Origin of the sequence: Streptomyces sp. NPDC005962 (assembly GCF_040629205.1) — a bacterium.
Lineage (GTDB): Bacteria > Actinomycetota > Actinomycetes > Streptomycetales > Streptomycetaceae > Streptomyces.
Map to the genome: position 1 here is coordinate 748,380 of NZ_JBEXVE010000001.1, position 26,132 is coordinate 774,511.

Genomic DNA, 26,132 nt, shown 5'->3' on the forward strand with positions numbered 1-26,132 from the left:
CGTGCGGTGACGGACGCGCGCCTCGCGTCAGCTCGTACGGCCCTTGGCGTCGAACCGCTTCATGCGGTCCAGCACCGAGTCGGCGGTGGGGTCCAGCAGCTCGTCCACGATCCGGCCGTCGGCGAGGAAGACCACCCGGTCGGCGTAGGCCGCGGCGACCGGGTCGTGGGTCACCATGACCACGGTCTGGCCCAGTTCGCGCACCGAGTTGCGCAGGAAGCCCAGCACCTCGGCGCCGGAGCGGGAGTCGAGGTTTCCGGTGGGCTCGTCCGCGAAGATGATGTCGGGCTTGCCGGCCAGCGCGCGGGCCACGGCGACACGCTGCTGCTGACCGCCGGAGAGCTGGCTGGGCCGGTGCTTGAGCCGCCCGGCGAGGCCGACCGTCTCCACGACCTGGTCCAGCCACCGCTGGTCGGCCTTACGCCCCGCGATGTCCATCGGCAGGGTGATGTTCTCCAGCGCGTTCAGCGTCGGCAGCAGGTTGAACGCCTGGAAGATGAACCCGATCTTGTCGCGGCGCAGTTGGGTGAGCTTCTTGTCCTTGAGGGAGGTCAGCTCGACATCGCCGATGCGGGCCGAGCCGCTGGAGACGGAGTCGAGGCCCGCCATGCAGTGCATGAGCGTCGACTTGCCCGAACCCGACGGGCCCATGATCGCGGTGAATTCGGCTTGCCGGAACTCGACGGAGACGGCGTCGAGGGCGACGACCTGGGTCTCGCCCTGTCCGTAGACCTTGGAGAGGTCCGTTGCTCGGGCCGCCGCCGTCGTGGGACGGGCGGCGGTCTCGACGCCGGAAGTGCTGGTGGTCACGGTGGGGAGCTCCTGTCGTGCGGTGCGGTCGGCCGGGACGTCCTTCCATCGTCCTTGCCGGAGGGAGGGACGTAATCCCTCGCTCCTCCGGTTCTGCGCGCGACTCGGGTCGTAGGCGCGTCGGCCGGAGTCCTCCTTGGGTAGGAGAGGACCCCCCGAACGGGGGCATCGAGATTGCGTCAATCCGCCGTCAAAGGGGTCACAGGGCATATAAGCAGGTCCGGTCGGGCGCTGGCTTCGGCGGGTAGCCCGACCCGCTGCTGATGGGCCCTCAGTTGCCAATAAAATAAGACAACCTCGGTCCGGTGATTCGCTGTTCGGGTCCATCGGCCCGGATAGGCTCGTGCTGCTCTCCTATGGGGAGGGAGGTACGCACGTCGTACGTCCCAGGGTGAGCCGCCTGCCCGGATGGTGGAATGCAGACACGGCGAGCTTAAACCTCGCTGCCCCTCGCGGGCGTACCGGTTCAAGTCCGGTTCCGGGCACCTCCAGCTCTTGTGGGCGCACTCTGCGTGCGCGCCCGGTCGCCCATCGTGCGACCAGGGCCCGCGTCCGGTCCCGCACCGGCTTCCGGGGGGACCTCGCGCCGTCCGCGCGCGCGTGAAAAGATCCTCCTTGGGCACTAGGGTGCTTTCTTTGCTTACCCATTACTCTTGAGGCAAGGTCGCGCAGGGCGGCCACGGAGGAGTGAGATGAGGAGCAGCAACCCGGTCTTCTCGCGACGGGGGTTCAGCCGCGGCGGCGGCTACGCCGGCTTCGGCGCGGCCCAGCAGGCCGGGGGCCCCGCCGCGGCACAGGGCAACCCCTACGCGGGCAGTAACCCGTATGCGCAAGCGCAGCAGGCACCGGCCAACCCTTACGCGGCGGGCGGCCAGCAGAACCTGACGCCCGAGCAGCTCCAGCAGATGTACGGAGCGCCCCCGGCCGGTCCGCAGACCGGCCGGATGACGATGGACGACGTCGTCATGCGCACCGGCATGACGCTGGGCACCGTCATCGTCGCCGCCGCGGCCGCCTGGATCGCCCACCTGCCCATCGGCGCGGGCATCGGCGCCGCGCTGGTCGCGATGGTGCTGGGCTTGGTGCAGTCGTTCAAGCGCACTCCCTCGCCCGCGCTCATCATGGGATACGCCCTCTTCGAGGGGCTCTTCCTCGGCGTCATCAGCCAGGTGTACAACGAGCGCTGGTCCGGCGCCCCGATGCAGGCGGTCATCGGCACGATGGCCGTCTTCGTCGGTGTGCTCGCCGCGTACAAGACCCGGCTCATCCGGGTGAACGCGCGCTTCCAGCGCTTCGTGCTCGCGGCGGCCATCGGCTTCATCCTGCTGATGGCGGTCAACCTGCTGTTCGCCGCCATCGGCGGCGGTGACGGCATGGGCCTGCGTTCCGGCCCCGTGGGCATCGTCTTCGGGATCATCGGTGTCGTGCTCGGTGCCGCGTTCCTGGCGATGGACTTCAAGCAGGTCGAGGACGGCGTCCGGTACGGCGCTCCGCGCGAGGAGTCCTGGCTGGCCGCGTTCGGTCTGACGCTGTCGCTGGTGTGGATCTACCTGGAGCTGCTCCGGCTGATCTCCATCTTCAGGGACTAGCTCTGGAAGGCGTCCGGGGGTTGCGGCCCCCGGGCCACCCCGCACCCCGCACAGCCGAAGGGCCCGTGGAGGCAATCGCCTCCACGGGCCCTTCGCCGTCTGCGGCATAAGCCGCTCTTGTGCCGTGCCCGTCTGTGGTACACGCTCCGCCTCCAGGCAGCGGGCCGCAGCGAGCTACAGCAGCTTGCGCGCCGCGCGCCTCAGGTCGTGTTCGTGGATGATCGCTTTGGCGTGCCCGTAGGCAAGCTGGTGCTCGCCCCGCAGCCAGCTGACCTTCTCCTCGAAGCGGAAGAAGGCGGGACCTTCGTCTACGGTACGCAGCCAGTCGGCAACATCACGGCCGGTGCATTGGGGGATGCGGGAGAGTAGGTTCCGGTGAGTCTCGTCGGAGAAGATCTGGGACATCGGCGCCTCCGGACGCGTCATTCCGGGCCCGGGTTCACACCCGGGTGGGGTCCTTCAGCTCACCGTGCCTGAGTGTTCGGCCGTTGGCAACAGTCCGTCGGTGGCGCATACGCTCTCGGCGTGGATGATGCGACGTACCTGCTCCGTGCCGTCGACCGTCTCGCCGACCGGCTGCGCGCCCTTCCGCAGTCCCGGCTGCACCAGGGCGCGGCGGCCGAAGGACTGGCTCTGGCGAGGGAATTGTCCGTGCGGGCCCAGCGTCTGGAGGCGCCCGGGACCCCGCCGCGGATCATGCCGGACGCGGGGGTGTTCATGATCGCCGACCAGGTCGCGGTGGCGGGTCATGACTTGGCGCACGCGCTGGAGCGCGCGCCGGGTGGCGCAGCGGACGCGGAGAGCGGTGGGAGCGGGCGCGCGGCCGAGGCGGTCGCGCTCGTCGAGGCGGCGGCGGGGCGCTGCGGGCTCTGAGGGTCCCGAGGCGGGCGCGGGGCTATCCGCCGATGGACACGTGCGCGTTCGCGTTCAGGTTCACGTTCGCGTTCACAGCGAGGCGATGACGCGGTCGGCGAGGACGTACACGTTCTCGCCGCCGCAGCCGAAGGTGAGGGCGTACGCGCCCGAGACGCCCGAGCCGCCGAGCAGCACCGGGGCGGTGCCCGCGCGCAGCGCCTCCGCCAGCCGTTCGGCCGTCTCCCGGTGGCCGGGGGTCATGCAGATCGTGGTGCCGTCGGCGAAGACGTACACGTCGAGCGTGCCGAGCGGTCCGGGGCGTACGTCCGTCAGCGGGGTACGGGCCTCCGCCAGCTCGGTCAGCCGGGCCACGGTGCGGTCGTGGTCGGCGACCGGGGTCGAGGGCGTGAAGTCGGGGTGCGAGGGGTGGCGGCGGCGCGCGGCGGCCAGCTCGGGCGACTCGACGGCCTCGGCCTCCTGCTCCGTCTCGGCGCAGAGCTCGGCACCGACCTCGACGCCCACCTCCAGTTCCATGGGCTCCTCCGGCTCCTGCTCCCCGGCGGAGTCGCGGACGTCCGGCCCCAGCGCGTCCAGGCCGAGCAGGGGCTCCAGACCGGCCAGGTCGGCCTGGCGGGGGACGAAGAGCTGGGCGTCGTGCGGCGCGTCGTGCTGGGCGTCCTCGCCGAGCCCGGCCAGCCCGCCGAGCAGCGAGGGGGCGTCGGACGACCCGGCCGAGTCGCGGGCCTCCTGGGCGGCCCAGAACGCCCGGGCCTCGGCCAGCTCGCGCTCCCGCTCCTCGGCGAGCGCGTCGGCGACGGCCGCGCGTATCTCGGCGGCGGGGGTGGCGCGGGCGGCGGGCACCGTGACGGCGTCCTCCCCGGACCGGTCCGCCCGGCCCGCGGCGACCGAGGCGGCCAGCTCCGCGCGCAGCGCGGCGATCTGCCGCCGCACGCCGCGCGCGGTGTGCAGTGCTGCGGCGCCGGTGGCCGTGGCGGCCACCGCGGCCAGCAGGAGGGCAAGGGTCATGGGGCTCACTGACGTAACTCCCGGTTGCTGTCGATCCCCCGAATTCCTACCTCAGCTTGACTCGGTTCGCCTCTCGGCGTCAGTGCGTGACGTCACCGAGCGGACCGAAGTCCATGCCCGGAAGGGGGCCCTCCACCACCGCTGAGCTGGGGCGACGCGTCTCCCCCAGGACGTTGGTCACATCCTGGGGGAGATTGGGTCACAACTCGCGCTCGGGCCGTGTAGCCACTGGCTACCGGTTCGGATCAGCTCAGCCGCTCGATGACCATCGCCATGCCCTGGCCGCCGCCCACGCACATGGTCTCCAGGCCGAACTGCTTGTCGTGGAACTGGAGCGAGTTGATCAGCGTGCCGGTGATGCGGGCGCCGGTCATGCCGAACGGGTGGCCCACCGCGATCGCGCCGCCGTTGACGTTGAGCCGGTCCAGGTCGATGCCCAGGTCCCGGTAGGACGGGATGACCTGCGCGGCGAACGCCTCGTTGATCTCCACCAGGTCGATGTCGCCGACCGCCAGCCCGGCCCGGGACAGCGCCTGCTTGGACGCCTCGACAGGTCCGTAGCCCATGATCTCGGGGGAGAGGCCGGAGACGCCGGTGGACACGATCCGCGCCAGCGGGGTGATGCCCAGCTCGCGCGCCTTGGTGTCGGACATGATCACGAGCGCGGCGGCTCCGTCGTTGAGCGGACAGCAGTTGCCCGCGGTGACCAGACCGTCGGGGCGGAAGACCGGCTTCAGGCCCTGTACGCCCTCCAGCGTGGTCCCCGCGCGCGGCCCGTCGTCCGTGGCCACCACCGTGCCGTCGGGGGTCGTCACGGGGGTGATCTCGCGCTCCCAGAAGCCCTTCTTGATGGCCTCCTCGGCGAGGTTCTGGGACCGCACGCCGAACGCGTCCATGTCCTCGCGGGTGATCCCCTTGAGCCGGGCCAGGTTCTCGGCGGTCTGGCCCATCGAGATGTACGCGTCGGGGATCAGCCCGTCCTCGCGCGGGTCGTGCCAGTCGGTGCCCGCCTGCTCGGGGAGCGCGGCGGTACGGGCCTCGGCGTCGGCGAACAGCGGGTTGTGGGTGTCCGGCAGCCCGTCCGAAGTGCCCTTGGCGCTGCGCGAGACCATCTCGACGCCCGCCGAGATGAACACGTCCCCCTCGCCCGCCTTGATGGCGTGCAGCGCCATCCGCGAGGTCTGCAGCGACGAGGAGCAGTACCGGGTGACCGTGCACCCGGGCAGATGGTCCATGCCCATCTGCACGGCCACGATCCGCCCGAGGTTGTGTCCCTGCTCCCCGCCCGGCAGACCACAGCCGAGCATCAGATCGTCGATCTCCCGCGGATCGAGCTGGGGCACCTTGGCGAGAGCGGCCTGGATGATCTCGGCGGTCAGATCGTCGGGCCGCAGATCCTTGAGCGACCCCTTGAAGGCACGGCCGATGGGCGAACGGGCGGCAGAGACGATCACGGCTTCGGGCATCAAGGCTCCATGGGGCGGATCGGGGCTACGACTGGGACTGTGAGGGAAGTTGCCCGCACGTAGAGCGGGGGTCACGAGCCGAACGCTGTGACGCCGACCTCTTTTTCCTAAGCGTACGCTCAGCCGCCGCCCGCTGTCGCGGGTTCGCCGCCGCCGCGCGGTTGCCGGTCGGCCCCAGCCCCCGCCGTACCGCCACCTCAGGCCCCCGCCCGGTCCGTGGGGCCCAGGCCGGAGGCCGCGCACTCCGGCCCCGGTTGGCACATCCCGGCTCCCCTCCGGCGCGAAGGGGAGCCGGGCCCAGGGTCGGAGGTGCCCCTCTCCCTGCCTCCACGGCGTTCGGGGAGTCGCGGCTCGGGTCGGAGGTGCCCCCACCCCAGCCCCTCCGGCGTTTGAGGAGCGGGGGGCCGGGGGCGGAGCCTCCGGGTTCGGGAAGGGGCGGGGTGGGGAACAAGCCCCCTCAGTGCGTCACCGGGGGCGGTGAGGGGGCCGGGGCGGCACCCTCGGCCATGTCCTCCCCGGCGGGGCGGTTGCGGCGCAGCAGGCGGGCCCAGGGGCCGCGCGCCGCCGTCACCTCGGTGCCGCCCTCCGCCGCTGCGGCGGCCGCCGCCGTGGCGACCGGCAGAATGCCCTCGTCGCGCGTCTCCGGCGCCTCCTCCGGCCACAGCCCGAGCGCACCGCACAGCGTCGGCAGGAGGGCCATCGCCGCCGTCGCGTACCCCTCCGCCGAGGGGTGGTAGTTGTCCGGCCCGAACAGCTCCCGCGGATTGGCCGCGAACTCCGGCCCCAGCAGATCGCCCAGCGACACCGTACGGCCGCCCTGCTCGACCGCCCCGATCGTCTGCGCCGCCGCCAGCTGGCGGCTGAGGCGGCGGGCGACGAAGCGCAGGGGCTGGTAGACGGGCTCGATCGTGCCCAGGTCGGGGCACGTGCCCACCACGACCTCGCAGCCGCTCTCGCGCAGCTGCCGCACCGCCTCCGCCAGCAGCCGCACCGACTGCGCGGGCGGCATCCGCCCGGTGACATCGTTCGCGCCGATCATGATGACGCAGACGTCCGGCAGCTGCTCCGGGTCCCCCAGGACCAGCGTGACCTGCCGTTCCAGATCGCTGGACTGCGCCCCCGGGAGTGCCACGTTCCGCAGGTCCACCGGGCGCTCCGCCACCGCCGCGAGCCCGGAGGCCAGCAGCGCGCCCGGCGTCTGACTAGGGCGGTGGACGCCCTGTCCGGCGGCTGTGGAGTCGCCGAGAAAGGCCAGCCGCAGAGGGGGCTGGCCGGTCCTCCGTGCGAAGGCGAACCCGTAGCGGCCGTCCGCGCGCGGCGGAGCCTCCTCCGAGCCGCCCACGATCCGCCTCGCCAGTGACAGCTCGGTGAGCAACAGCACGGCGGTCACCCCGCCCAGCAGCCCGATCCCGCCGCCCCCGTACGCCGCCGCGGCCGCGATCCGCCGCGCAACCCTCGCCCTCGACATCGACATGGGTCCAGCCCACCTCCTACCGAACGCCTTCTGTTCCTTTGTACGCCTTGCTAACCACTTGGTGCCCCCTGCGTGCTTGTCCACAACCGCAGAGTGCTTGTCCACAACCGAGGGTCGGCGGGCGGGTCCGCGCAATAAGCTGGCTGTACCGGCCCGCGACGCGGCCGTCCCGACGCGGAGATCCCGCGGATTCCGGACCAGGAGCAGGCGTGCAGTACTACGAATCGATGATTGAGCTGGTCGGCAACACCCCGCTGGTGAAGCTCAACACCGTGACCGAGGGCATCCGGGCCACCGTCCTGGCCAAGGTCGAATACTTCAACCCCGGCGGCTCGGTGAAGGACCGCATCGCGGTCCGGATGATCGAGGCGGCGGAGGCGTCGGGCGCGCTCGAGCCCGGCGGCACGATCGTCGAGCCGACGTCCGGCAACACCGGCGTGGGCCTCGCGATGGTCGCCCAGCGCAAGGGGTACAAGTGCGTGTTCGTCTGCCCGGACAAGGTCTCCACCGACAAGATCAACGTGCTGCGGGCGTACGGCGCCGAGGTCGTCGTCTGCCCGACCGCCGTCGACCCCGACCACCCCGACTCGTACTACAACGTCTCCGACCGCCTGGTGCGCGAGACCCCCGGTGCCTGGAAGCCCGACCAGTACAGCAACCCCGACAACCCGCGCTCGCACTACGAGACCACCGGTCCCGAGCTGTGGGAGCAGACCGAGGGCAAGATCACCCACTTTGTGGCGGGCGTCGGCACGGGCGGCACGATCAGCGGCACCGGCCGTTATCTGAAGGACGTGAGCGACGGCCGGGTCAAGGTCATCGGTGCCGACCCCGAGGGCTCCGTCTACTCCGGCGGCTCCGGGCGCCCGTACCTCATCGAGGGCGTCGGCGAGGACTTCTGGCCCACCGCGTACGACCGGACCGTCGCCGACGGGATCGTCGCCGTGTCCGACAAGGACGCCTTCCAGATGACCCGGCGGCTCGCCCGCGAGGAGGGGCTGCTCGTCGGCGGCTCCTGCGGCATGGCGGTCGTCGGCGCGCTGGAGGTCGCGAAGGAGCTCGGCCCGGACGACGTCGTCGTCGTGCTGCTGCCGGACAGCGGCCGCGGCTACCTCTCCAAGATTTTCAACGACGAGTGGATGGCCGACTACGGCTTCCTGGAGGAGGAGGGCCCGTCCGTGCGCGTCGGCGACGTCCTCCAGGGCAAGGCGGGCGGGCTGCCGTCGCTCGTCCACATGCACCCCGAGGAGACCGTCGGGGAGGCCATCGAGGTCCTGCGGGAGTACGGCGTCTCGCAGATGCCCATCGTCAAGCCCGGCGCCGGACACCCCGATGTGATGGCCGCCGAGGTCATCGGCTCGGTCGTGGAACGGGAGCTGCTGGATGCCCTGTTCGCCCAGCGCGCCTCCCTCGGCGACCCCCTGGAGAAGCACATGAGCCCGCCCCTGCCGCACGTCGGCTCGGGCGAGGCGGTCGAGGACCTGATGGCCGTCCTGGGCCGGGCGGACGCGGCGGTCGTGCTGGTGGAGGGCAAGCCCAAGGGCGTCGTCAGCCGTCAGGACCTGCTCGCCTACCTGGCCAACGTCGCCAAATAGCCGCCGGGTTGGGGCTTCGGCGAAGTGGTACGTGAGCGTCACGCGCCCGCAGCACAGCGTTAACACGCACCAGGCAGATTAGGGGATGTCGGAAAGGACGACACCGACACCCCTGAATGCGGCGACAGGACTTCCGGAGCGGCTCCCGGACCTCCACAGTCGCCCAGGACGCGGCTTATCGCGTCCCTCGCGGGAACCGCCGTCGTCCCGCCCTCGGCATTACGCCGGGGTGCGGCGGTTCCCGCGACCACTTCTCAGGGCTGGTCCCGGCGGAACCGGGCGAAGAACCCCAGCGCGTGCACCGCGTTGACGCCGACGATCCCGGCCCAGGTGACCAGCAGCCCGGACAGCCCCGCGTTGACCACACCGATCGCCGACAGCGGTATCGCCAGCACCAGCGAGACCCCGACGAAGGCGAACCGCTCGCCGAGCCCCAGCCCCGCGGCCTCCCCCTCCCCGCCCCCGCCCGGGTACGGGCGCGCGCCGCGCGCGGCGGCCATCTGGCGCTCGGCCCGCTGCCGCCGCAGCTCCCGGTCCGACGTATCGTCGAAGCGCTGCTGGACCTTCTCCATGAAGGCGTCGATCAGTTCGGACTCGTACTCCGCACCCAGCTCCTTGCGGGTCTGCAGAGTCGCGTCGAGTTCCTTTTTCAACTCCGGGTCATGGGCGTCCATGCTTCCGAAGGTACGGTCTCGGGGACGCTCTGTCGGTAGGGCCAGCCCCCACGAAAGGCGCAGGGGGCCGAAAGGAGTCAGTTCCGTGACCGCACCTCTCCTCACCTCCCTCGCCGCGCCGGGCGGTGACCGCCCCGACGCGCTCACCGTCGGCGGCCGCGCCCTCTCGCGCGAGGACCTGCTGGGCGCCGCGGGCGCGGTGGCCGCCCGGGTGGCCGGGGCGCCGGTCGTCGCGGTCCGGGCGACCCCGACCGCGGAGACGGTGACGGCGGTGGTCGGCGCGCTGCTCGCCGGGGTGCCCGTGGTCCCCGTACCGCCGGACTCCGGGCCCGCCGAACGGGACCACATCCTGCGCGACTCGGGCGCCACCCTGCTGCTGACCGGCGACACCGGCGTCGAGGCGCCGATCGAGACGGTGCCGGTGGACCTGACCGAGCGGGCGGCCTGGACGAAGCCGGAGCCCGACCCGGAGTCCACCGCCCTCATCCTCTACACCTCCGGCACCACGGGCGCGCCCAAGGGCGCCCTCATCTCGCGCCGCGCGGTCGCCGCCGACCTCGACGGGCTGGCCGAGGCATGGGCCTGGACGCCGGACGACACCCTGGTCCACGGGCTGCCGCTGTTCCATGTGCACGGCCTGGTCCTCGGCGTCCTCGGCGCGCTCCGCACCGGCAGCCGCCTCGTCCACACCGGCAAGCCGACCCCGGCGGCGTACGCGGCGGCGGGCGGCAGCCTCTACTTCGGCGTACCGACGGTCTGGAACCGCGTCGTCCAGGACCCCGAGGCCGCCCGCGCCCTGTCCGCCGCCCGCCTCCTGGTCTCCGGCTCGGCGCCGCTGCCCGCCCCGGTCTTCCGCGACCTGGAGCAGCTCACCGGCCAGCGCCCGGTCGAGCGCTACGGCATGACCGAAACCCTCATCACCGTCTCCACCCGCGCGAACGGCGAACGCCGCCCCGGCTCCGTCGGCACCCCGATCAACGGCGTCCGCACCCGGATCGTCGCCGAGGAGGGGGCCGAGATCGGCGAACTCCAGCTCACCGGCCCCACCCTCTTCGACGGCTACCTCAACCGCCCCGAGGCCACCGCCGGTTCCTACACCGAGGACGGCTGGTTCCGCACCGGCGACATCGCCGCCGTCGACCCGGACGGCTTCCACCGCATCGTCGGCCGCGCCTCCACCGACATGATCAAGTCCGGCGGCTACCGCATCGGCGCGGGCGAGGTCGAGAACGCCCTCCTCGACCACCCCGCCGTCCGCGAGGCCGCGGTCGTCGGCGCCCCGCACGACGACCTCGGCCAGCAGATCGTCGCGTACGTCGTCGCCGACGGCGTCGGCGAACAGGACCTGATCGACTTCGTCGCCACCCAGCTCTCCGTCCACAAGCGCCCCCGCAAGGTCCGCTTCCTGGAGGCCCTCCCCCGAAACGCCATGGGCAAGCCCCAGAAGAAGCTCCTGCCCCCGGCTTGATCCCGATCTTCGGCCGCCCGCTCGCCGTTGCCATCAGTGACAGCCCTTCCTACACTCGGTGACCACGCCGGATGAGTGGAGAGCGCGATGGCTCGCGATTGGGAAGCCGACCCCTCCGCATCGTTCGCGCGCCGATTAGGGAAATCGGCGCGCGACCTGGGGAACACCGGAGGGCGGGACGGGTGCCCCGACATCTGCCAGCTCGAAAACGGTGACATCGCGGTCATCGGCCGCGATCTCACCGAGGCCTACCGGGCGAGACTCCCCGAGGACGCCAGCATCGCCCCGGACGAGCGGCTGGTTGTCATTCCGGGCAACACCCTGAGCGCGGCGAAACCGGATATCCCCGATGCTCGGTCTTGACGGCCCCCGCCTTGACTCCGCCCAGGGTGACGTCCTCTCCCTCGACACCTACCGCCGTGACTTCCGCGAGCGGCAGTGGACCATCGACGGCCAGGACTCCTGGAAGCTGGAGCGCCAACAGCGCTTCAGGGAACCGGGATTCGCCAGCTGGGAGGCGTTCGCCCGGGGCGACTGGGACGAATCCCTCCGCCTCATCGAGGAGGAGCGCGACTATCTGCGGGAATTCTCGCAGGACGTCGAACGCCACCGGATCACCCTTTACCGGGTCCGAGTTGTCGAACAGCCGATTGCCCCGTATCTGCAATGGGAGCTGCATCTGCTGCGGCTGCGCGCCGAATGCGGGGAGAAGATCCGGGTGATCGGCCCCGAGCACCTCGGTGAGCTGGAGAGATCCGGACCGCTGCCGGAGCTGCTGACGCTGGGCGACCGCACGACCTATCAGATCCGCTATTCGGATCAGGGAATCCTCGACGGCGCCGTGCGGTTCATGGACCCGGGCACCACCGCACGCTGCCAGGCTCTCACCAGGAATCTCTACGCCGCCGGTGAGGACCTGGCCTCGTACTTCGCCTGTGAAGTAGTACATTTGCCGCCACCATCATCGGAGTAGCCGATCAACGAGGGTCATGGGACGCATTCCGAACTGTCAGGGTCCGCGAGCGATGTGGTGCAGGCCCGGGACATCAGCGGAGGCATCCACTTCCACCGCGACAGCCGCCCCGACCAGCCCAGGCCTCGGCAATTACCCGGGGACGTCCGGGGATTCGTCAACCGGGGCGAGGAGCTGGGGCGGCTCGACGCCATCTTGACCGACGGCGGCGATGAGTCCGTCTCCGTCTGCGTCCTCGCCGGGACCGCGGGCGTCGGCAAGACCTCCCTGGCGCTGCGCTGGGCGCACCGGGTGAAGGACCGGTTCCCGGACGGCCAGCTGTATGTGAACCTGCGTGGCTACGACCCGGGCGCACCGGTCACCCCGCAGGAGGTACTGCACCGCTTCCTCTCGGCCCTGGGCGTGCCGACGGCGGCGATCCCGGCCGACTTGGAGGCGGGTGCGGCGCTCTACCGGTCGCTGCTGGCCGGGCGCAGAGTGCTGGTCGTTCTGGACAACGCTGCCACGGTGGGCCAGGTCAGGCCGCTGCTTCCGGGTACCGCGGGCTGCCTGGTGATCGTGACCAGCCGGAACCGGCTGTCGGGGCTGGCCGTCCGCGACGGGGCACATACGCTGACGCTGAGCACGCTGGACGAGTCGGAAGCCATCGCCCTGCTGAGCGTCGTCACCGCCGCCTACCGGCCCCAGGACGACCGGGATCAGCTCACCGAACTGGCGCGGTTGTGCGCCCGCCTTCCGCTGGCTCTGCGCATAGCCGCCGAGCGGGCCGCCAGCCGTCCGCAGATGGGGCTGGACGATCTGATAAGAGACCTGCGCGACGAATCAGCCCTGTGGGATGCCCTGAGCGTGGGAGACGACGAGGAAGCCGAGGCGGTGCGTACCGTGTTCGCTTGGTCCTATCGGGCGCTGCCCGCGGAGGCGGCGCGTCTCTTCCGGCTGCTTGGGCTGCATCCGGGCGCCGAGTTCGGCACCGCTGCCGCCGCCGTTTTCGGAGTGGGGCAGGGGACCGGCTCGGTGCGGCATCTGCTGGACGTGCTGGTCGGCGCCCATCTGCTGGACCAGACCGGGCCCGACCGCTACGAGTTCCACGACCTGCTGCGCGCCTACGCGGCCGACCAGGCGCGGCAGGAGGAGTCACCGGAGGAACGCGAGGCGGCACTGCGCCGGGTGCTCGTCTGGTACCTGCACTCCGCGGACGGGGCCCAGACCTGGATCAATCCGCAAGAGGCCCACATTGCGCTGGAACCCCTGAGCGAGGGCCTCACCCCCGCGTCCTTCGCCGACTACGAGGAGGCCATGCGGTGGTACGAGGCGGAGCGCGGCAATTTGCTGGCCGCCACTCGCGCCGCCGAGAAGGCGGGTCTCGATGTGATCGCCTGGCAGCTGCCCGCGGTGCTGCGGAGCGTGCACATGCTCCTGAACCCGTTCGAGGAATGGCTCACCATGAGCCGGATCGGGCTGGGCGCGGCGCGCCGGGTGGGTGACCGCACGGCGGAGGCCGAGCTTCTGGAGAGCCTTGGGATGGCCTGTACGCAGTCCCAACGCCTCGCGGAGGGTGCGGAGTACCACCAGGGCGCCCTGGCCGCCCGCCGGGAGACGGGTGACCGGCTCGGAGAGGCGCTGTCGCTCAACGACATCGGGCTGATCCACTTGCGGGGGCGCCGACTGGGGGAGGCAAGGGACCACTTCGAGCAGGCCGTGGCGCTCTTCCAGGAGCTGGGCGCGGCCCACTGGGAGGCCGTGGTGACGGCGAACCTCGCCGAGGTGACGTACGAGCTGGCCCGGCCGGAGGAGGCGTCGGCCTTCGTCCAACGGGCCCTGGAGATGCACCGCGAGCTGGGCAACCAGGGTGGTGAGGGCAACGCGCTGCGCATTCTGAGCGCCGTCCAGCGGGAGAGCGGGCAGCCGGAGGAGGCGCTGCGGTCCGCACAGGACGCGCTGGACATCGCCCGCACCCACCGCAACCACATGTGGGAGGGCTACTGGCTGCTGGAACTGGGCCGGGCGCAGCAGGCGAACGGTGAACTGCACGACGCCCTGGTCTCGTTCCAGCGCGCCGCCTCGCTCCAGCGCCGCCTCGGTGACCGGGCGCGGGAGGCGCGGGCGTGGGACGGCGCGGGGGAGACGTACCGGCGGCTCGGACGCCCCGCGGAGGCGGCCGACTTCCACCGCCGTGCCGCCGCGACCCACCGGGAGCTGGACGACCTGTGGCATACGGCGCTCGCCCTCGACGGTCTTGCCGGTGCGCTGAGTGAGGCGGACGAGACGGAGGAGGCACGCCGCCACTGGACCGAGGCCCTGCGTGCGCTCGCCTCCTACGGCGACCCCCGGGCGGCCGGGCTGCGTGAGCGCATCGTGGCCGCCCTGGAGTGACGTGGCCCGTCAGGAGGGCTCGGCGCGGTCGAATGTGGCGGCCCCGGATGGGGGCAGCCAGACGAGCCGTGTGGCGTGGATGGAGTCGTCAGCCCGTCGACCGAAGTACCAGGTTGCCCTCTCGGGGGAGTTGAGGGAGAGCTGTCGGGTTCCGTCCACGCTGGTCACGCGCACGGCGCCGTCGTCGAAGACCAGGCCCCAGGCGACGATGGCGCCATCCCGTAACCCTGGTTCCACGTCGTACTCCTGGACCACGGCGAAGAGTTTGGGCGCGAAGTCGGTGACGAGGTCGCACAGTTCCTTGTCGAAGGATTCGGGCGTCTCCATGTGAGCCTCCGAGATGTGTCTCGCCGCTCCTTCGGGCATGCCGGTGCCAGGGCAGCGGGCATGGAGGGAGCGGTACGCTTCCGGCTTGGCCGGTCATCCTTGAGTGATGAACGCGTCACTCAGAGTAGGTCATAAGGTTAGTCCGTCGCAATGTTATGACCGAGGCTCTCGGAACTGGTTGGACCGCCGTGTGGGGTGCGCGAGAAACTGTTCGACGGGCCAGGAGGGGAAGACGCATGCCACCCAGGAACAGTCCCACGGCGCGCCAGCAGCGCCTGGGCGCCGAGCTGCGAAAGATGCGCGAAGCGGCAGGTATGACCGCACGCGAAGCCGCTGAACTGCTCGGGGCCAACGCGATCCAGATGAGCCAGATCGAGTCGGGGAAGGCTGGCGTCAGCGAGGAACGCCTGCGGCGGATGGCCTCCCAATATGCCTGTCTCGACCCCGCGTTGGTGGACGCACTGGTGGCCATGGCGGCGGAGCGCACCAAGGGGTGGTGGGAAGAGTGTCGGGGCTCGCTGGCGCACGGAGTGCTGGACCTTGCCGAGTTGGAGTACCGCGCCACGCGTATGCGTACGCTCCAAGCCGTCTATGTGCCGGGTCTGCTGCAAACCGAGGACTACGTCCGGGCCCTCATGGCCTATGGCGTTCCCGAACCGCCGACGGAGCAGCTCGAAGCGTATGTTTCCTTCCGTGTGCGGCGCCGAGTGGTTCTGGATCGAGAACCGGCGCCCCACTTCGAGGCGATCATTCACGAGGCTGTGCTGCGCACGCGCGTCGCCGACCGTAAGGTCGCACGCGAACAGCTTTCCTTCATCCTGGCGCAGTCCGAGCGGCCGAACGTGACGGTCCGGGTGATCCCCTTCGACGTGGACGGTTTCGGCGGCGCCGGGGCGTCCATGCTCTACGTGGGTGGCCCAGTCCCCAAACTCGACACCGTGCAGCTCGATGCCTGGCACGGTTCGCTGTGGATGGACGCGGAGTCGCAACTCGCAAGGTACCGCGCGCTGCTCGACATGGCGGCGCTCTCCTCTTTGACGGTGGAGGAGTCGCGAGACTTCATCCACCGCCTCACACGTGAACTGTGAAAGGTCTGGCCATGGTCAGCTCTGGAGTCTGGCGCAAGTCTTCGTTCTCCGGCACCAATCCGGAAAACCACTGCGTGGAACTCGCCGCCCTGAACGGCAAGATCTCGTTGCGCGAGAGCGACGACCCCGCAGCGGTCGTCGCCATCACCCCCGCCTCGCTCGGGGCCTTCATACAGATAGTCAAGCGCGGTGGCCTCGACCACCTCGTCCAGTGACCTGGCGGAAGTCGACGTTCTCCGGACACGCCGACAACAATTGCGTTGAGCTGACGATTACTGAAGGCAAGGTTCTGGTGCGCGAGAGTGACGACCCCGCAGCGGTCGTCACCACCACCCCCGCCTCGCTCGGCATCTTCATACGCACCGCCAAGCGCGGCGGCCTGGACCATCTCACCCGCACGCTCACCCGCATGCGGTGACGCGCCGGGCGGCGTGGGGCTTGTTCGGCAGGTCCTGTTGGGGCCTGCGGCTGCCCAGCCTTACCTGGCTGTCGCATCTCGCATTCCCGGCGCGATCAACACGGCCCCTGTCGACCGACTCATCGCACGTCGGAATTGAGGGGGTGCGAGCGCAGCAACGATGATGCGGATCACTCCAGGTCGTACGCGGTGTCGTGCTGTGGCTGGTACAACCCGATCGCGCCCGCGCCCGGCACGGCCAGCGTGGTGACCAGGCCCCAGCGCTGTTCGGTGATTTCCGTGGTGAATTCGACGCCTTTGTCCTTCAGTTCCGCGACCGTATCGGTGAGGTTGTCGCACATCAGGAACAGTTCGACGGCGCCGGCGGCGTGCGGGTCGGTCGGGTGTACGGCCATTTCGGCAGGTGGGGTCTTGAAGATGAGCCAGCCATTTCCGGCGTCGACATGCGGGAATTCGAGCACGTCACGGAAGAAGGAGCGCGCCGCCTCGGCATCGCTCGCATAGATGATCGTGTGTGCGCCATTAATCATCTGCGCAAGCTATCAGCCCCGACGCGGCAGCCAAGCGTGGCGCGTTCATGGGCTCGAAGCGATGGTGTGCCCATCGCTGACCGCCCGCTATTCCGTGGAGATCTTCAACCTTCCGGATTCCGGTTCCGGGCATCGCCGGAACCATCGAGCTACTGCATTTTCTGACAGCACGTACAACGAGTCCTGGGGCCCTTGGGCCCCGGGCCGCCGCGCGAATGAGCGACCACGTCCGCCGCTACTTCTTGGTGAGGCCGTGGTCGGCCGCCCAATTGGCGGCCACCTCGTCCGGGTCCTTCTTCTCCTTGTCGACCAGCTTGTTGAGCCGGGCCAGTTCGTGGGTGGTGAGGGCGACGCCGAGCTTGGCCAGGGCCTTGCGGACCTTGGTGTCGGCCTTGGCGCTGCGGATGACGGGGACGATGTGCTGGGCGGGGATGAGGGCCTTGGGGTCGGCGAGGATCACCCAGCCGTTGCCCTCGATGTCGGGGTCGGTGGAGAAGAGGTTGGCGACGTCGACGTCGCCCTTCTTCAGGGCGCCCTTGACCAGGGGGCCGGAGGCGTCGAGGGCCTTGAACTCCTTGAAGGTGACGCCGTAGCGGTTCTTGAGGCCGACCAGGCCGACGACGCGGTTCTTGTCCTCCGCGGGGCCGCCGAAGACGAGCTTGCCGTTCTGCTTCTTCAAGTCGGTGAAGCTGCGCAGACCGTACTTGTCGGCGGTCTCGCGGGTGACGCAGAAGACGTCCTTGTCCTCGGCGGCCGCGTACGAGAGGGCTTCTAGGCCGGTGGGGAGGGCGACGGTGAGGGCGTTCTGGAGGTCGCCCGCCTGGGTCTGGGTGGCCTTGTCGTCGAAGTGGAGGAGCAGGTTGCCCTGGTACTCGGGGAGGAGGTCGATGTCGCCCTGCCGGAGGGCGGGGATGACGATTTCGCGGGAGCCGAGGTTGGGCCGGACGCTCGTCTTGACGCCCGCGCCGCGCAGGGCCTCGGCGTAGAGGTAGCCGAGGAGCTGGTTCTCGGTGAAGTTGGCGGTGCCGATGACGAGGCCGCCCGCGCTGCTGCCGCCGCCCTCGCCGCCGGAGCCGTCGCCCTTCAGGGAGGTGACGCCGCCGCTGCAGGCGGCGAGGGTGGGCACGGAGGCGCCGGCGAGCAGGCCGCCGAGCAGTTTCCTGCGGTTCATGGGTCTCCGTAAGGTCTCAGGCGGCCCGGGAGGGCCGGGGACGGTGGCGGAAGAGCAGGCGTTGTACGGAGGCCAGGGCCAGATCCAGGGCGATGGCCAGGATGGCGACGAGCACCGCCCCGCCCAGGACCTGCACCAGGTCGCGCTGGGCGAGCCCGTCGAAGACGTAGCGGCCGAGACCGCCGAAGCTGACGTACGCGGCGATCGTGGCCGTGGCGACGACCTGGGTGCAGGCCAGCCGCAGCCCCGTCATGATCAGCGGGAGGGCGAGCGGGATCTCGACCTGGAAGAGGACGTGGTGCCAGCGCATGCCCTGGCCGCGTGCCGCGTCCCTGACCTCGGGGTCGACGGCGGCCATGCCCGCGTAGGTGTTGGTGACGATGACCGGGACCGCGAGGGCGACCAGCGAGACGTAGACCGGCCACATGCTGAGCCCGCTGGCCAGGAAGACCAGGGTGACCAGGCCGACGGTGGGCAGCGCGCGGCCGAAGCCGGAGATGTTGATGGCGAGGAACGCGCCGCGCCCGGTGTGGCCGATGAGCAGCCCGACGGGGAGGGCGATGAAGGCGGCCACGAGGGTGGCCAGCAGCGAGTACTGGAGGTGTTCCAGGAGGCGGGTCGCGATGCCGTCGGGCCCGGACCACTGGGCGCCGCTGGTCAGCCAGCGGCCGAGGTTCTGCAGCAGTTCGATCATGTCAGGCACGCCTCCTCAGCCAGGGGGTGCACAGCCACTGGACGGCGACCAGGACGGCGTCCGCGACCAGTGCGAGCAGCAGGGACAGGATGACTCCGGCGACCACCGGGGTGGGGTAGTCGCGCTGGAAGCCGTCGGTGAACAGCTGGCCGAGGCCGCCGTATCCGATGTAGCTGGCCACGCTGACCAGGGAGATCGCCATCACGGTGGAGACCCGTACGCCCGCCATGATCACCGGGAAGGCGAGCGGCAGCTCGACCGTGAGCAGGGTGCGCAGCGGGCGCGCGCCCATGGCCATGGACGCCTCGCGCGCCTTGGCGGGGACGCTGTCCAGGCCCTCGACGGTGTTCCGGAGCAGCACGGTCAGGGTGTAGATCGTGAGGCCGGTGATCGCGGTGGTGCGGGTGAGGCCGGTGATCGGCAGCAGCAGCACGAAGATCGCGATGGAGGGGATGGTGAAGAGGACGTTCGAGAGTCCGAGGAGGACGCCGCGCAGTGGCCGTACGCGATGCGCGACGACGGCCAGCGGCACCGCTATCAGCAGTCCGAAGAGGACGGCTGGAACGGCGGTGGAGAGGTGGTCGAGGGTGAGCGTGGTGAGGTCGTCGCGGTGATCGGGGAACCAGCCCCAGTCCACGGTCATGCGTTCACGCTCGCGTCGGGGTCCGGGGTGTCCGCGGCCTGAGCTTCCTCGGCGTCCGCTGCCTTGGCGTCCTTGGCGTCCTTGGCGTCCTCGGCGTCCTTGGACGTGGCGTTCGTACGGGCCGTCTCCGCCGGGCTGCCGCGGCCCGCCTCCGCGTGGCGGCGGCCCGCGTGCTCGTGGATGCGGTCGCGCCCGGTGACCCCGGTCAGCACGCCGTCCGCGTCCACCCGGGCGACCAGCCCGGCGGGGGAGGCCAGCGACTCGTCGAGGGCGGCCAGCAGCGAGTCGGTGTCGCGCAGCGGGCGCACCGGCAGCAGCGGGGCCTCGTCGCCGTCCGGGCCCTCGGCGTCGCGCCAGCCCAGCGGCTCGCCGCGGGTGGAGGTGACCAGCCGCCAGCGGCCCGTATCGGCGGCGGCGCTCGAACCATCGGCGGGCGCGGGCTCCTGCGGCAGGCCGTCCAGCGTGGAGAGCGAGAGCAGCTTCAGCCCGCGCTCGGCGCCGAGGAAGCCCGCCACGAAGTCGTCGGCGGGGGCCGCCAGCAGCTCGGCCGGGGGCGCGCACTGCACGAGATGGCCGCCGGTGCGGAAGACCGCTATCCGGTCGCCCAGCCGGACCGCCTCGTCGATGTCGTGGGTGACGAAGACGACCGTCTTGCGCAGCTCGCTCTGGAGCCGCAGCAGCTCGTTCTGGAGCTGGGTGCGGACGACGGGGTCGACCGCGCCGAACGGCTCGTCCATCAGCAGCACCGGCGGATCGGCGGCCAGCGCCCGGGCGACCCCGACGCGCTGCTGCTGACCGCCCGAGAGCTGGTGCGGATAGCGCTTCCCGGAGCCCTCGGGCAGCCCGACCAGCTCCAGCAGCTCGGCGGCGCGCGCCCGCGCTTTGCGGCGGCCCCAGCCCAGCAGCAGCGGGACGGTCGCGATGTTGTCGAGGATCGTGCGGTGCGGGAAGAGTCCCGCCTGTTGGATCACATAGCCGATGCCGCGCCGCAGCTCGGCGGCGTCCGCCTTGAGGACGTCACGCCCGCCGACGCTCACCGTGCCGCTGCTCGGCTCGACCATGCGGTTGACCATCCGGAGGGTGGTGGTCTTGCCGCAGCCGGAGGTGCCGACCAGGACGGTGATGTCTCCCTCGGGTAGTTCGAGGCTGAGATCGTCGACCGCGGTGGTGCCGTTCGGGTAGTGCTTGCTGACGTGCTTGAAGCTGATCATCCGCTTCCCCTTGCCCTGTCTGCATATAGTCATGCACAGTCATAGTCGAGTGAATAGAAGTCAATAGGTGTGCGTTAATCGCCGGTTACTTCTGCTCGCAATATGGGACGAAAGTGCTTGGCGGCTACGCGAAAAGGGTCGGTTCGGAAGGGGTTGCCCTGGATGGTGTCTCACATGCTGGATTCGACGGCGGCCGCGGCAGCCGCGGCGGCGGCCTGGGCCGCGGACACCGCCGCCGCACCACGGATCACGCTCGACGGCCGAAGCCTGAACGTGGCCGAGGTCGTACGCCTGGCCGACCGCAGAAACCTACCCGCAGCGCCCGACCCCACCGCCCTCGCCCTCGCCGAGCGCGCCTGGGAGACCGCGGACCGGCTCGCCGCCACCGGACGGGTCTACGGCCGCTCCACGGGCGTCGGCGCCAACCGCACCGAGGAGGTCGGTCCCGGCGCCGACCACGGTCTGCGGCTGCTGCGCAGCCACGCCGGTGCCATCGGCGCCCCGCTGCCCGGCCGCGAGGTCCGCGCCATGATGGCCGTCCGCGCCAACCAGGTGCTCGCGGGCGGCGCCGGACTGCGTCCCGCCGTCGTCACCTCCCTGGTCCAAGCGCTGGACGCCGGTGTCCACCCCGTGATCAACGAGTTCGGCGCGGTCGGTACCGGCGACATCGCCGCGCTCGCCCAGGCCGGACTCGCCCTCGTCGGCGAACACCCCTGGGACCTCGCCGACGCCGCCCCCGGCGGCGGGGCCCCCGACCCCATCGCCCTCGACAGCAACGACGCCCTCGCGCTCATCAGCAGCAACGCCCTCACCCTCGGCCAGGCCGCCCTCGCCCTCGCCGACCTGCGACGCCTGCTGTCCGCCTCGCTCGCCGTCGCCGCGCTCTCGCTGATCGCGGTCGGCGGTTCGTACGAGGCGTACGCCGAACCCGTCCAGCTCGCCCGCCCCCACCCCGGCTCCATCCGCGCCGCCGCCCTCATACGCGCCCTCCTCGGCGCCCCGGCCCGGCCCACCCCGCCGCTCGGCCGCATCCAGGACCCGTACGGCTTCCGCTGTCTGCCGGCGATCCACGGCCCGGCGCTGGACACCGCCGACGCGCTGGAGCGGGTGCTGAACGTCGACGTCAACGCCGCCGCCGAGAACCCGCTGATCAGCTCCGAGGACGAGGCCGCGTACCACAACGGCAACTTCTACGCCGCGCACGCCGCCCTCGCCCTCGACCACTTCCGGCTCGCCGCGCTGCAGACCGCGCGGCTGTCCACGGCCCGGCTGGCCGCGCTCAGCGAACCCGAGTTCACCCGGCTCCGCCCCTTCCTCGGCGACGCCGCGCCCGCCAGCTCCGGCGTGATGATCCTGGAGTACGCGGCGGGCGCGGCCCTCGGCGAGATGCGGGCCGTCTCCCACCCCGCCTCCCTCGGCCACGCCGTGCTCTCGCGCGGCGTCGAGGAACAGGCCAGCTTCGCCTCGCTCGGCGCCCGCCAGACACTGCGGGTGGCCGACCACTACCGGCAGGTGCTGGCCTGCGAACTGGTCGCGGCCGTACGTGCGCTGCGACAGCGCGGCATGGAACCGGAGCCCGGTGTACCGGCGGCCGCCGCCTACGCCCTGGCGGCGGAAGTTCTCGATCCGCGGATGGAGGACCGGCCGTTGACGGAGGATGTGGCCGACGCGGTGGGTCTGCTGGACCCGCTGGCGGAGGTGTGCGAGGGCGTTGAGCTTGCTGGGGCTCGTGAGAGTGCTGAGGGTCAGGAGGCCTGATGGGTACCGAGAACGGGGTGACGGACGTGACCGCCGGGGCCGGTGCGGACGGCGCGGCGGCGGACGTGGTCGGCGGGCCCGGTGCGGGTGCCGGTGCGGTTGCGGGTGGCGCGGCGGTGGGTGCGGGCAGCTCCGCGAGCGTGGGTGGCTCCGAGAGCGCGGGTGGCTCCGGGCGCGCGGGTGGCTCCGCGAGTGCGGGGAGCGCTGCGGGTACGGGTGGCCCCGCGAGGCCGGATAGCCCCGCGAGTACGGGCACTCCGGCGAGCCCAGGTAGCTCCGCCAGCGTGGGTGGGCCCGCGAGTGCGGGGAGCGTTGCGCGTACGGGAAGCTCCGCGAGTGCGGGCGGTTCCGCGAGCCCGGGCGCCGGGAGCGCCGGGAGCGCCGGGGGCGGGGGGAGTGCTGCTCGGCTTCAGGCTCTGTTCGAGGGGCATCGGCTCACCCCCACCCAGCGCCGCATCGCCCACTGCATGGTGCGGCGGGCGGCCGACGCGCCGTTCCTCTCCAGCGTCGAACTCGCCGAACTCGCGGGCGTCAGCCAGCCCTCCGTGACCCGCTTCGCGGTGGCGCTCGGCTTCGACGGCTATCCCGCGCTGCGCAAGCATCTGCGCGACGTCGCCCCCGCCGCCGACCAGCGGGCCGCCGGGGAGGGCGCGTACAACGAGTACCAGCAGGCCGTGCAGTCCGAGATCGACAATCTGCGCCACCTCGCCGCCCTGCTCGCCGACCCCGAACCCGTCCTCCGCGCGGGGCGGCTGCTCGCCGCGTCCCGCCCGCTGCCGGTCCTCGGCCTGCGCGCCGCCTCCGCCCAGGCGAGGGGTTTCACGTACTTCGCGCACAAGGTCCACCCCGACGTGCGGTTGCTGGACGAGGGCGGCACGATGCTCGCCGACCGCATCGACGCGGCGCACCGCGCGGGCGCGACCGCCCTGCTGTGCTTCGCCCTGCCGCGCCATCCGCGGGAGGTCGTGGAGGGGCTGGAGTACGCGCACGAGATTGGCCTGACCGTCGTCACCGTCGCCGACAGCGCCTTCGCCCCGGTCGCCCGCCACAGCGATCTGCTGCTGCCCGCGGCCGTCGGGACGGGGCTGGCCTTCGACACGGCCTGCGCGCCGATGCTGCTGGGGCGGGTGCTGCTGGAGGCCATGTGCGACGCGCTGCCGGAAGCGCAGGCGCGGCTGGAGGAGTTCGACGCGCGGGCGGCCGCGCGAGGCCTGTTCGTCGAGTAGCCGGAGTAGCCGGAGTAGCCCCCGCGCCGCCCTACAGGCCCGTCAGGCCCCCGGCCTCCGCGCCGCCGCTCTCCGCCACGATCTCCGCCACCGTCTGCGGCTTCCGTACCTCCGCGAAGCGGACCCTGCCGCCGTCGTCGGTGAACCCGTACCCGTAAACACCCGGCCGCGGCAGGCTGTTGTAGGCGAAGTGGTTGGAGAAGTAGTACGCGCCGGTGTCCAGCAGGCCCACCAGGTCCCCCGACGCCAGTTCCGGCAGGGCCCGGTTCTCGGCCACCAGGTCGCCCGCGAAGCAGCACGGGCCCGCGATGTCCTGGGCGACCGGGCCGCCGGGGCCCGTCGGCTTGGGGCGGCCGTCCGCGTCGTACGCGGCGACCCGCAGCGGCCAGGAGGCCGGGGCGAAGACCGTACGGGTGGCCAGTTGCGCGCCCGCGTGCGTCACGGCGATGGGGCGGCCGCCCGCCGACTTCGCGTATTCGACGCGTGCCAGCACCACGCCCGACTTGGCGAGGAGCGACCGCCCGAACTCGGTGACCAGGCCGTACCGCCCGTCGAGGAGCCCCGGCACGGTGGTCCGGAGGAGTCGCGCGTACTCCCGGTAGCTGGGCGTGATCTCGTCGGACGTGAAGTTCACGGGGAGGCCGCCGCCGATGTCGAGCGTGTCGATCTGGCGACGGCCGATGGTCTCGTTGATCTCCTCGGCGAGTTCGTACGCCGCCCGGACGCCCGCCGCCATCAGCTCCAGCGGGCACCCCTGCGAGCCGACGTGGGCGTGCAGCCGGGTCAGCCAGGGGCGCTCGGCGAAGGCGCGCACCACCCAGTCGCGCGCCCCTACGTCGCGCAGCGCGACCCCGAACTTGGAGGTCGCCGTGGCGGTGCTGAGCGCGTCGATGCTCCCGCCGCCGACCTGCGGATTGACCCGCAGGCCCAGCGGGGAACGGGTGGGGCCCGCGCCCCCTACGAGCGCGTCGAGCCGGGCCAGCTCCTGCGGGTTGTCGGCGTTGAGGGCGATCCCCAGGCCAAGGGCTTCGCGCAGTTCGGCGGGGGTCTTGGCGGGCGAGTCGAGGACGATGCGGTCGGGACCCGCCCCGGCGGCCCGGGCGAGGGCCAGCTCGCCGGGGCTGGCCACCTCGCACCCCAGCCCCTCGTCGGTCAGCAGCCGCAGGACGGGCACGAGCGCGGCGGCCTTCACGGCGAAGGCGTGCAGCACGGGCGTACCGGGCGCCACGACCTCGTCGAAGGCCGCCCGCAGCTCGGCCGCGGCGGCGCGGATACCGGTGACGTCGAGCAGCCCGACGACGGGCTGCCCGGGCCCCAGCAACCCCTGCCCGACGGCAGCCCGCACGGCCCGCTCCCGCCGCTCGACGGCGCCGTCCGGGACCGGGGTCGAAGCCGGTTTCACAGTCATGCCCTCAGCCAACCACCCGCCCCGGCCCACGGGCCAGGACGCCGGATGCGCCACGCGACGGCGCCCCCGCCCCCGTTCGCTGCGACGGTCCCCGCTCCCGGTCCGCCGTGACGGCCCGCGGCGAGCCGCCCGAACGCCCCGCCCCCGGCGGGAGCCCGGCCCGCTCCGGACGCCTTCGGCAGCGAGTCCGGGGCGCGTCCGGCGCGGCGGCCCTGCGGCCCCGGCCCACATTCGGCGCTGTGGCGGGGCGCGGGGCCCCGTCCGCCGCGACGGCCCCCGCCCCCGGTCCGCCGCGACGGCCCGCGCTGGACCAGGGCGGGACGCCCGGCTGCCTCGGCCCGCGGGCCCTTCCGGTCCTGGCGGGGTGCCCCGGCCCCTGGTGTTCGGGGCTGGTCCGTGCGTCCTCGGCAGCGAGTCCGGGCGGCCAGCTCACAGCTCGACCAGGACCGCGCCCAGGTGGCGGCCTGCCAGCAGTTCGATCAGGGCGCGGGGGGCTTGGGTGATGCCGGTGAGGCGGGTGTGGGGGTAGGTGATGGCGCCCTCGCGCAGCGCGCGGCCGAATTCGCGTAGGTACGTGGGCAGCGCGTCCGGATGGTCGTAGCCGCTGATGCCGCGGAGGGTGACGCCGCGGGCGATGAGGGCGAGGGTGCTGATCGGGGTGGTGGCGAGGGCGTCGTCGGACAGCTGGGCGGCGAGCGCGCCGACGAGGGCGAAGCGGGCCTTGCGGCGGGCCAGGGCGAGGGCGGCGCGCAGTTGCTCGCCGCCGACGGTGTCGAACAGGACGTCGATGCCGTCCGGCGCCGCCGCGCGCAGCTGCTCCTCGATGGGGCCCGCGCCCCGGAGCACGGCCGCGTCGTAGCCCAGCTCCCCGATGAGCCGGTCGGCCTTCTCGCGGGAGCCGGTGGAGCCGATGACCCGCGTGGCGCCGTGCAGCCGCGCGAACTGCCCGGCCAGGGTGCCGACGCCGCCCGCCGCGCCGGTGACGAACACCGTGTCGCCGCGCCGCACCCCGGCGCCCCGCACCACACCCAGCCAGGCGGTGAAGCCCTGGGAGAGGTACGCGGCGGGGTCGGGCAGCGCGTCGGGGTCGAGCGGCGACGCCTCGGCCGCGTCGAGGACGGCGTACTCGCGCCAGCCCGAGTGGTGGCGGACGAGGGCGCCGGAGGTCAGGCCGGTGTCCGGCGGGGCGCTGATCACCTCGCCGAGGGCGGGGCCCCGCATGACATCGCCGACCCGGCTCCGGAGCTGCGGCAGGCCGAGGGCGCCGGAGGTCAGGCCGGTGTCCGGCGGGGCGCTGATCACCTCGCCGAGGGCGGGGCCCCGCATGACATCGCCGACCCGGCTCCGGAGCTGCG

The 26,132-nt window shown here is 72.0% G+C and carries 26 protein-coding genes and 1 tRNA gene; 13 read left to right on the forward strand and 14 right to left on the reverse strand.

The features are described 5' to 3' along the window. Nucleotides 1-27 precede the first annotated feature (27 nt). Complete coding sequence (locus ABZ370_RS03570; protein WP_358615738.1) at nucleotides 28-810, reverse strand: ABC transporter ATP-binding protein; 783 nt, start codon at nucleotides 808-810, stop codon at nucleotides 28-30. 402 nt (nucleotides 811-1,212) lie between these two features. Between ABZ370_RS03570 and ABZ370_RS03575 the strand changes: the two genes are divergently transcribed. Both ABZ370_RS03575 and ABZ370_RS03580 read left to right on the forward strand, forming a co-directional pair. After that, a tRNA-Leu gene (locus ABZ370_RS03575) sits at nucleotides 1,213-1,295 on the forward strand. A gap of 207 nt (nucleotides 1,296-1,502) precedes the next feature. After that, a complete protein-coding gene (locus ABZ370_RS03580; RefSeq protein WP_358615741.1) occupies nucleotides 1,503-2,399 on the forward strand; it encodes a Bax inhibitor-1/YccA family protein in 897 nt (298 codons plus the stop codon). Between the two features lie 174 nt (nucleotides 2,400-2,573). Here the strand turns inward: ABZ370_RS03580 and ABZ370_RS03585 are convergent, their stop codons facing one another. Beyond that, entirely contained in the window at nucleotides 2,574-2,804 is a 231-nt protein-coding gene (locus ABZ370_RS03585) for a DUF4287 domain-containing protein (RefSeq protein WP_055557681.1), read from the reverse strand. Between the two features lie 120 nt (nucleotides 2,805-2,924). Between ABZ370_RS03585 and ABZ370_RS03590 the strand changes: the two genes are divergently transcribed. Further along, on the forward strand, nucleotides 2,925-3,272 hold the full coding sequence (locus ABZ370_RS03590) for a hypothetical protein (RefSeq protein WP_358615744.1): 348 nt from the start codon (nucleotides 2,925-2,927) through the stop codon (nucleotides 3,270-3,272). Nucleotides 3,273-3,344: 72 nt separating this feature from the next. Here the strand turns inward: ABZ370_RS03590 and ABZ370_RS03595 are convergent, their stop codons facing one another. From ABZ370_RS03595 to ABZ370_RS03605, 3 genes are all read right to left on the reverse strand, one after another. Continuing rightward, nucleotides 3,345-4,289 carry a hypothetical protein gene (locus ABZ370_RS03595; RefSeq protein WP_358615747.1) on the reverse strand — a complete coding sequence of 315 codons (945 nt, stop codon included), beginning with the start codon at nucleotides 4,287-4,289 and terminating at the stop codon, nucleotides 3,345-3,347. A 236-nt stretch (nucleotides 4,290-4,525) separates the two neighbouring features. Further along, a complete protein-coding gene (locus ABZ370_RS03600) occupies nucleotides 4,526-5,746 on the reverse strand; it encodes an acetyl-CoA C-acetyltransferase (protein WP_358615749.1) in 1,221 nt (406 codons plus the stop codon). Nucleotides 5,747-6,203: 457 nt separating this feature from the next. Continuing rightward, entirely contained in the window at nucleotides 6,204-7,220 is a 1,017-nt protein-coding gene (locus ABZ370_RS03605; RefSeq protein ID WP_358615751.1) for an SGNH/GDSL hydrolase family protein, read from the reverse strand. Between the two features lie 209 nt (nucleotides 7,221-7,429). On the opposite strand from ABZ370_RS03605, the gene ABZ370_RS03610 reads away from it, so the two are divergent. Then, complete coding sequence (locus tag ABZ370_RS03610; protein WP_358615754.1) at nucleotides 7,430-8,815, forward strand: cystathionine beta-synthase; 1,386 nt, start codon at nucleotides 7,430-7,432, stop codon at nucleotides 8,813-8,815. Nucleotides 8,816-9,069: 254 nt separating this feature from the next. On the opposite strand, the gene ABZ370_RS03615 is transcribed toward ABZ370_RS03610, so the two are convergent. Further along, a complete protein-coding gene (locus ABZ370_RS03615; RefSeq protein ID WP_358615757.1) occupies nucleotides 9,070-9,489 on the reverse strand; it encodes a hypothetical protein in 420 nt (139 codons plus the stop codon). A gap of 85 nt (nucleotides 9,490-9,574) precedes the next feature. Between ABZ370_RS03615 and ABZ370_RS03620 the strand changes: the two genes are divergently transcribed. The 4 genes from ABZ370_RS03620 to ABZ370_RS03635 all read left to right on the forward strand — a co-directional run bounded on the left by ABZ370_RS03620 (nucleotide 9,575) and on the right by ABZ370_RS03635 (nucleotide 14,303). Beyond that, complete coding sequence (locus tag ABZ370_RS03620) at nucleotides 9,575-10,957, forward strand: acyl-CoA synthetase (RefSeq protein WP_358615760.1); 1,383 nt, start codon at nucleotides 9,575-9,577, stop codon at nucleotides 10,955-10,957. An 87-nt stretch (nucleotides 10,958-11,044) separates the two neighbouring features. Then, the gene (locus tag ABZ370_RS03625; protein WP_358615763.1) at nucleotides 11,045-11,320 is read left to right on the forward strand and encodes a hypothetical protein; all 276 of its coding nucleotides are present in this window, start codon (nucleotides 11,045-11,047) and stop codon (nucleotides 11,318-11,320) included. Next, nucleotides 11,307-11,930: a DUF6879 family protein gene (locus tag ABZ370_RS03630; RefSeq protein WP_358615766.1), complete on the forward strand. Its 624-nt coding sequence runs from the start codon at nucleotides 11,307-11,309 to the stop codon at nucleotides 11,928-11,930. The genes ABZ370_RS03625 and ABZ370_RS03630 overlap by 14 nt, the downstream gene beginning before the upstream one ends. Before the next feature lie 54 nt (nucleotides 11,931-11,984). Then, nucleotides 11,985-14,303: a tetratricopeptide repeat protein gene (locus ABZ370_RS03635; RefSeq protein ID WP_358615769.1), complete on the forward strand. Its 2,319-nt coding sequence runs from the start codon at nucleotides 11,985-11,987 to the stop codon at nucleotides 14,301-14,303. A 9-nt stretch (nucleotides 14,304-14,312) separates the two neighbouring features. Here ABZ370_RS03635 and ABZ370_RS03640 read toward each other — a convergent pair whose 3' ends face one another. After that, on the reverse strand, nucleotides 14,313-14,630 hold the full coding sequence (locus ABZ370_RS03640) for a hypothetical protein (RefSeq protein WP_358615771.1): 318 nt from the start codon (nucleotides 14,628-14,630) through the stop codon (nucleotides 14,313-14,315). A 236-nt stretch (nucleotides 14,631-14,866) separates the two neighbouring features. Here ABZ370_RS03640 and ABZ370_RS03645 point away from each other — a divergent pair, with 236 nt between their 5' ends. The 3 genes from ABZ370_RS03645 to ABZ370_RS03655 are packed head-to-tail and all read left to right on the forward strand — an operon-like array spanning nucleotide 14,867 to nucleotide 16,136. Next, nucleotides 14,867-15,718 (forward strand): helix-turn-helix transcriptional regulator, encoded by an 852-nt coding sequence (locus tag ABZ370_RS03645; protein ID WP_358615774.1) that lies wholly within the window; start codon nucleotides 14,867-14,869, stop codon nucleotides 15,716-15,718. Nucleotides 15,719-15,729: 11 nt separating this feature from the next. Beyond that, nucleotides 15,730-15,933 (forward strand): DUF397 domain-containing protein, encoded by a 204-nt coding sequence (locus tag ABZ370_RS03650; protein ID WP_358615777.1) that lies wholly within the window; start codon nucleotides 15,730-15,732, stop codon nucleotides 15,931-15,933. Then, nucleotides 15,930-16,136, forward strand: coding sequence for a DUF397 domain-containing protein (locus tag ABZ370_RS03655; RefSeq protein ID WP_358615779.1), 207 nt, complete (start codon nucleotides 15,930-15,932; stop codon nucleotides 16,134-16,136). The genes ABZ370_RS03650 and ABZ370_RS03655 overlap by 4 nt, the downstream gene beginning before the upstream one ends. A 170-nt stretch (nucleotides 16,137-16,306) precedes the next feature. Here ABZ370_RS03655 and ABZ370_RS03660 read toward each other — a convergent pair whose 3' ends face one another. The 5 genes from ABZ370_RS03660 to ABZ370_RS03680 form a co-directional block, all read right to left on the reverse strand. Then, nucleotides 16,307-16,666, reverse strand: a complete 360-nt coding sequence (locus ABZ370_RS03660; RefSeq protein ID WP_358615782.1) for a VOC family protein — start codon at nucleotides 16,664-16,666, stop codon at nucleotides 16,307-16,309. Nucleotides 16,667-16,901: 235 nt separating this feature from the next. Then, on the reverse strand, nucleotides 16,902-17,837 hold the full coding sequence (locus tag ABZ370_RS03665; protein WP_358615785.1) for an ABC transporter substrate-binding protein: 936 nt from the start codon (nucleotides 17,835-17,837) through the stop codon (nucleotides 16,902-16,904). 16 nt (nucleotides 17,838-17,853) lie between these two features. Next, complete coding sequence (locus ABZ370_RS03670; protein WP_358615788.1) at nucleotides 17,854-18,531, reverse strand: ABC transporter permease; 678 nt, start codon at nucleotides 18,529-18,531, stop codon at nucleotides 17,854-17,856. Nucleotide 18,532: 1 nt separating this feature from the next. After that, nucleotides 18,533-19,174, reverse strand: coding sequence for an ABC transporter permease (locus tag ABZ370_RS03675; protein WP_358615791.1), 642 nt, complete (start codon nucleotides 19,172-19,174; stop codon nucleotides 18,533-18,535). After that, nucleotides 19,171-20,385 carry an ABC transporter ATP-binding protein gene (locus ABZ370_RS03680; protein WP_358615794.1) on the reverse strand — a complete coding sequence of 405 codons (1,215 nt, stop codon included), beginning with the start codon at nucleotides 20,383-20,385 and terminating at the stop codon, nucleotides 19,171-19,173. Before ABZ370_RS03680 ends, ABZ370_RS03675 begins: the two co-directional genes overlap by 4 nt. Before the next feature lie 174 nt (nucleotides 20,386-20,559). On the opposite strand from ABZ370_RS03680, the gene ABZ370_RS03685 reads away from it, so the two are divergent. Then, nucleotides 20,560-22,143 carry an aromatic amino acid lyase gene (locus ABZ370_RS03685; RefSeq protein ID WP_358615796.1) on the forward strand — a complete coding sequence of 528 codons (1,584 nt, stop codon included), beginning with the start codon at nucleotides 20,560-20,562 and terminating at the stop codon, nucleotides 22,141-22,143. A 416-nt stretch (nucleotides 22,144-22,559) separates the two neighbouring features. Then, a complete protein-coding gene (locus tag ABZ370_RS03690) occupies nucleotides 22,560-23,369 on the forward strand; it encodes a MurR/RpiR family transcriptional regulator (protein ID WP_358616085.1) in 810 nt (269 codons plus the stop codon). Nucleotides 23,370-23,400: 31 nt separating this feature from the next. Here the strand turns inward: ABZ370_RS03690 and ABZ370_RS03695 are convergent, their stop codons facing one another. Together ABZ370_RS03695 and ABZ370_RS03700 are read right to left on the reverse strand one after the other, a co-directional pair. Next, entirely contained in the window at nucleotides 23,401-24,777 is a 1,377-nt protein-coding gene (locus tag ABZ370_RS03695; protein WP_358615798.1) for a diaminopimelate decarboxylase, read from the reverse strand. A 429-nt stretch (nucleotides 24,778-25,206) separates the two neighbouring features. Beyond that, nucleotides 25,207-26,132, reverse strand: a 926-nt coding sequence (locus ABZ370_RS03700) for an NADP-dependent oxidoreductase (RefSeq protein WP_358615801.1), incomplete at its 5' end; no start/stop codon positions are given.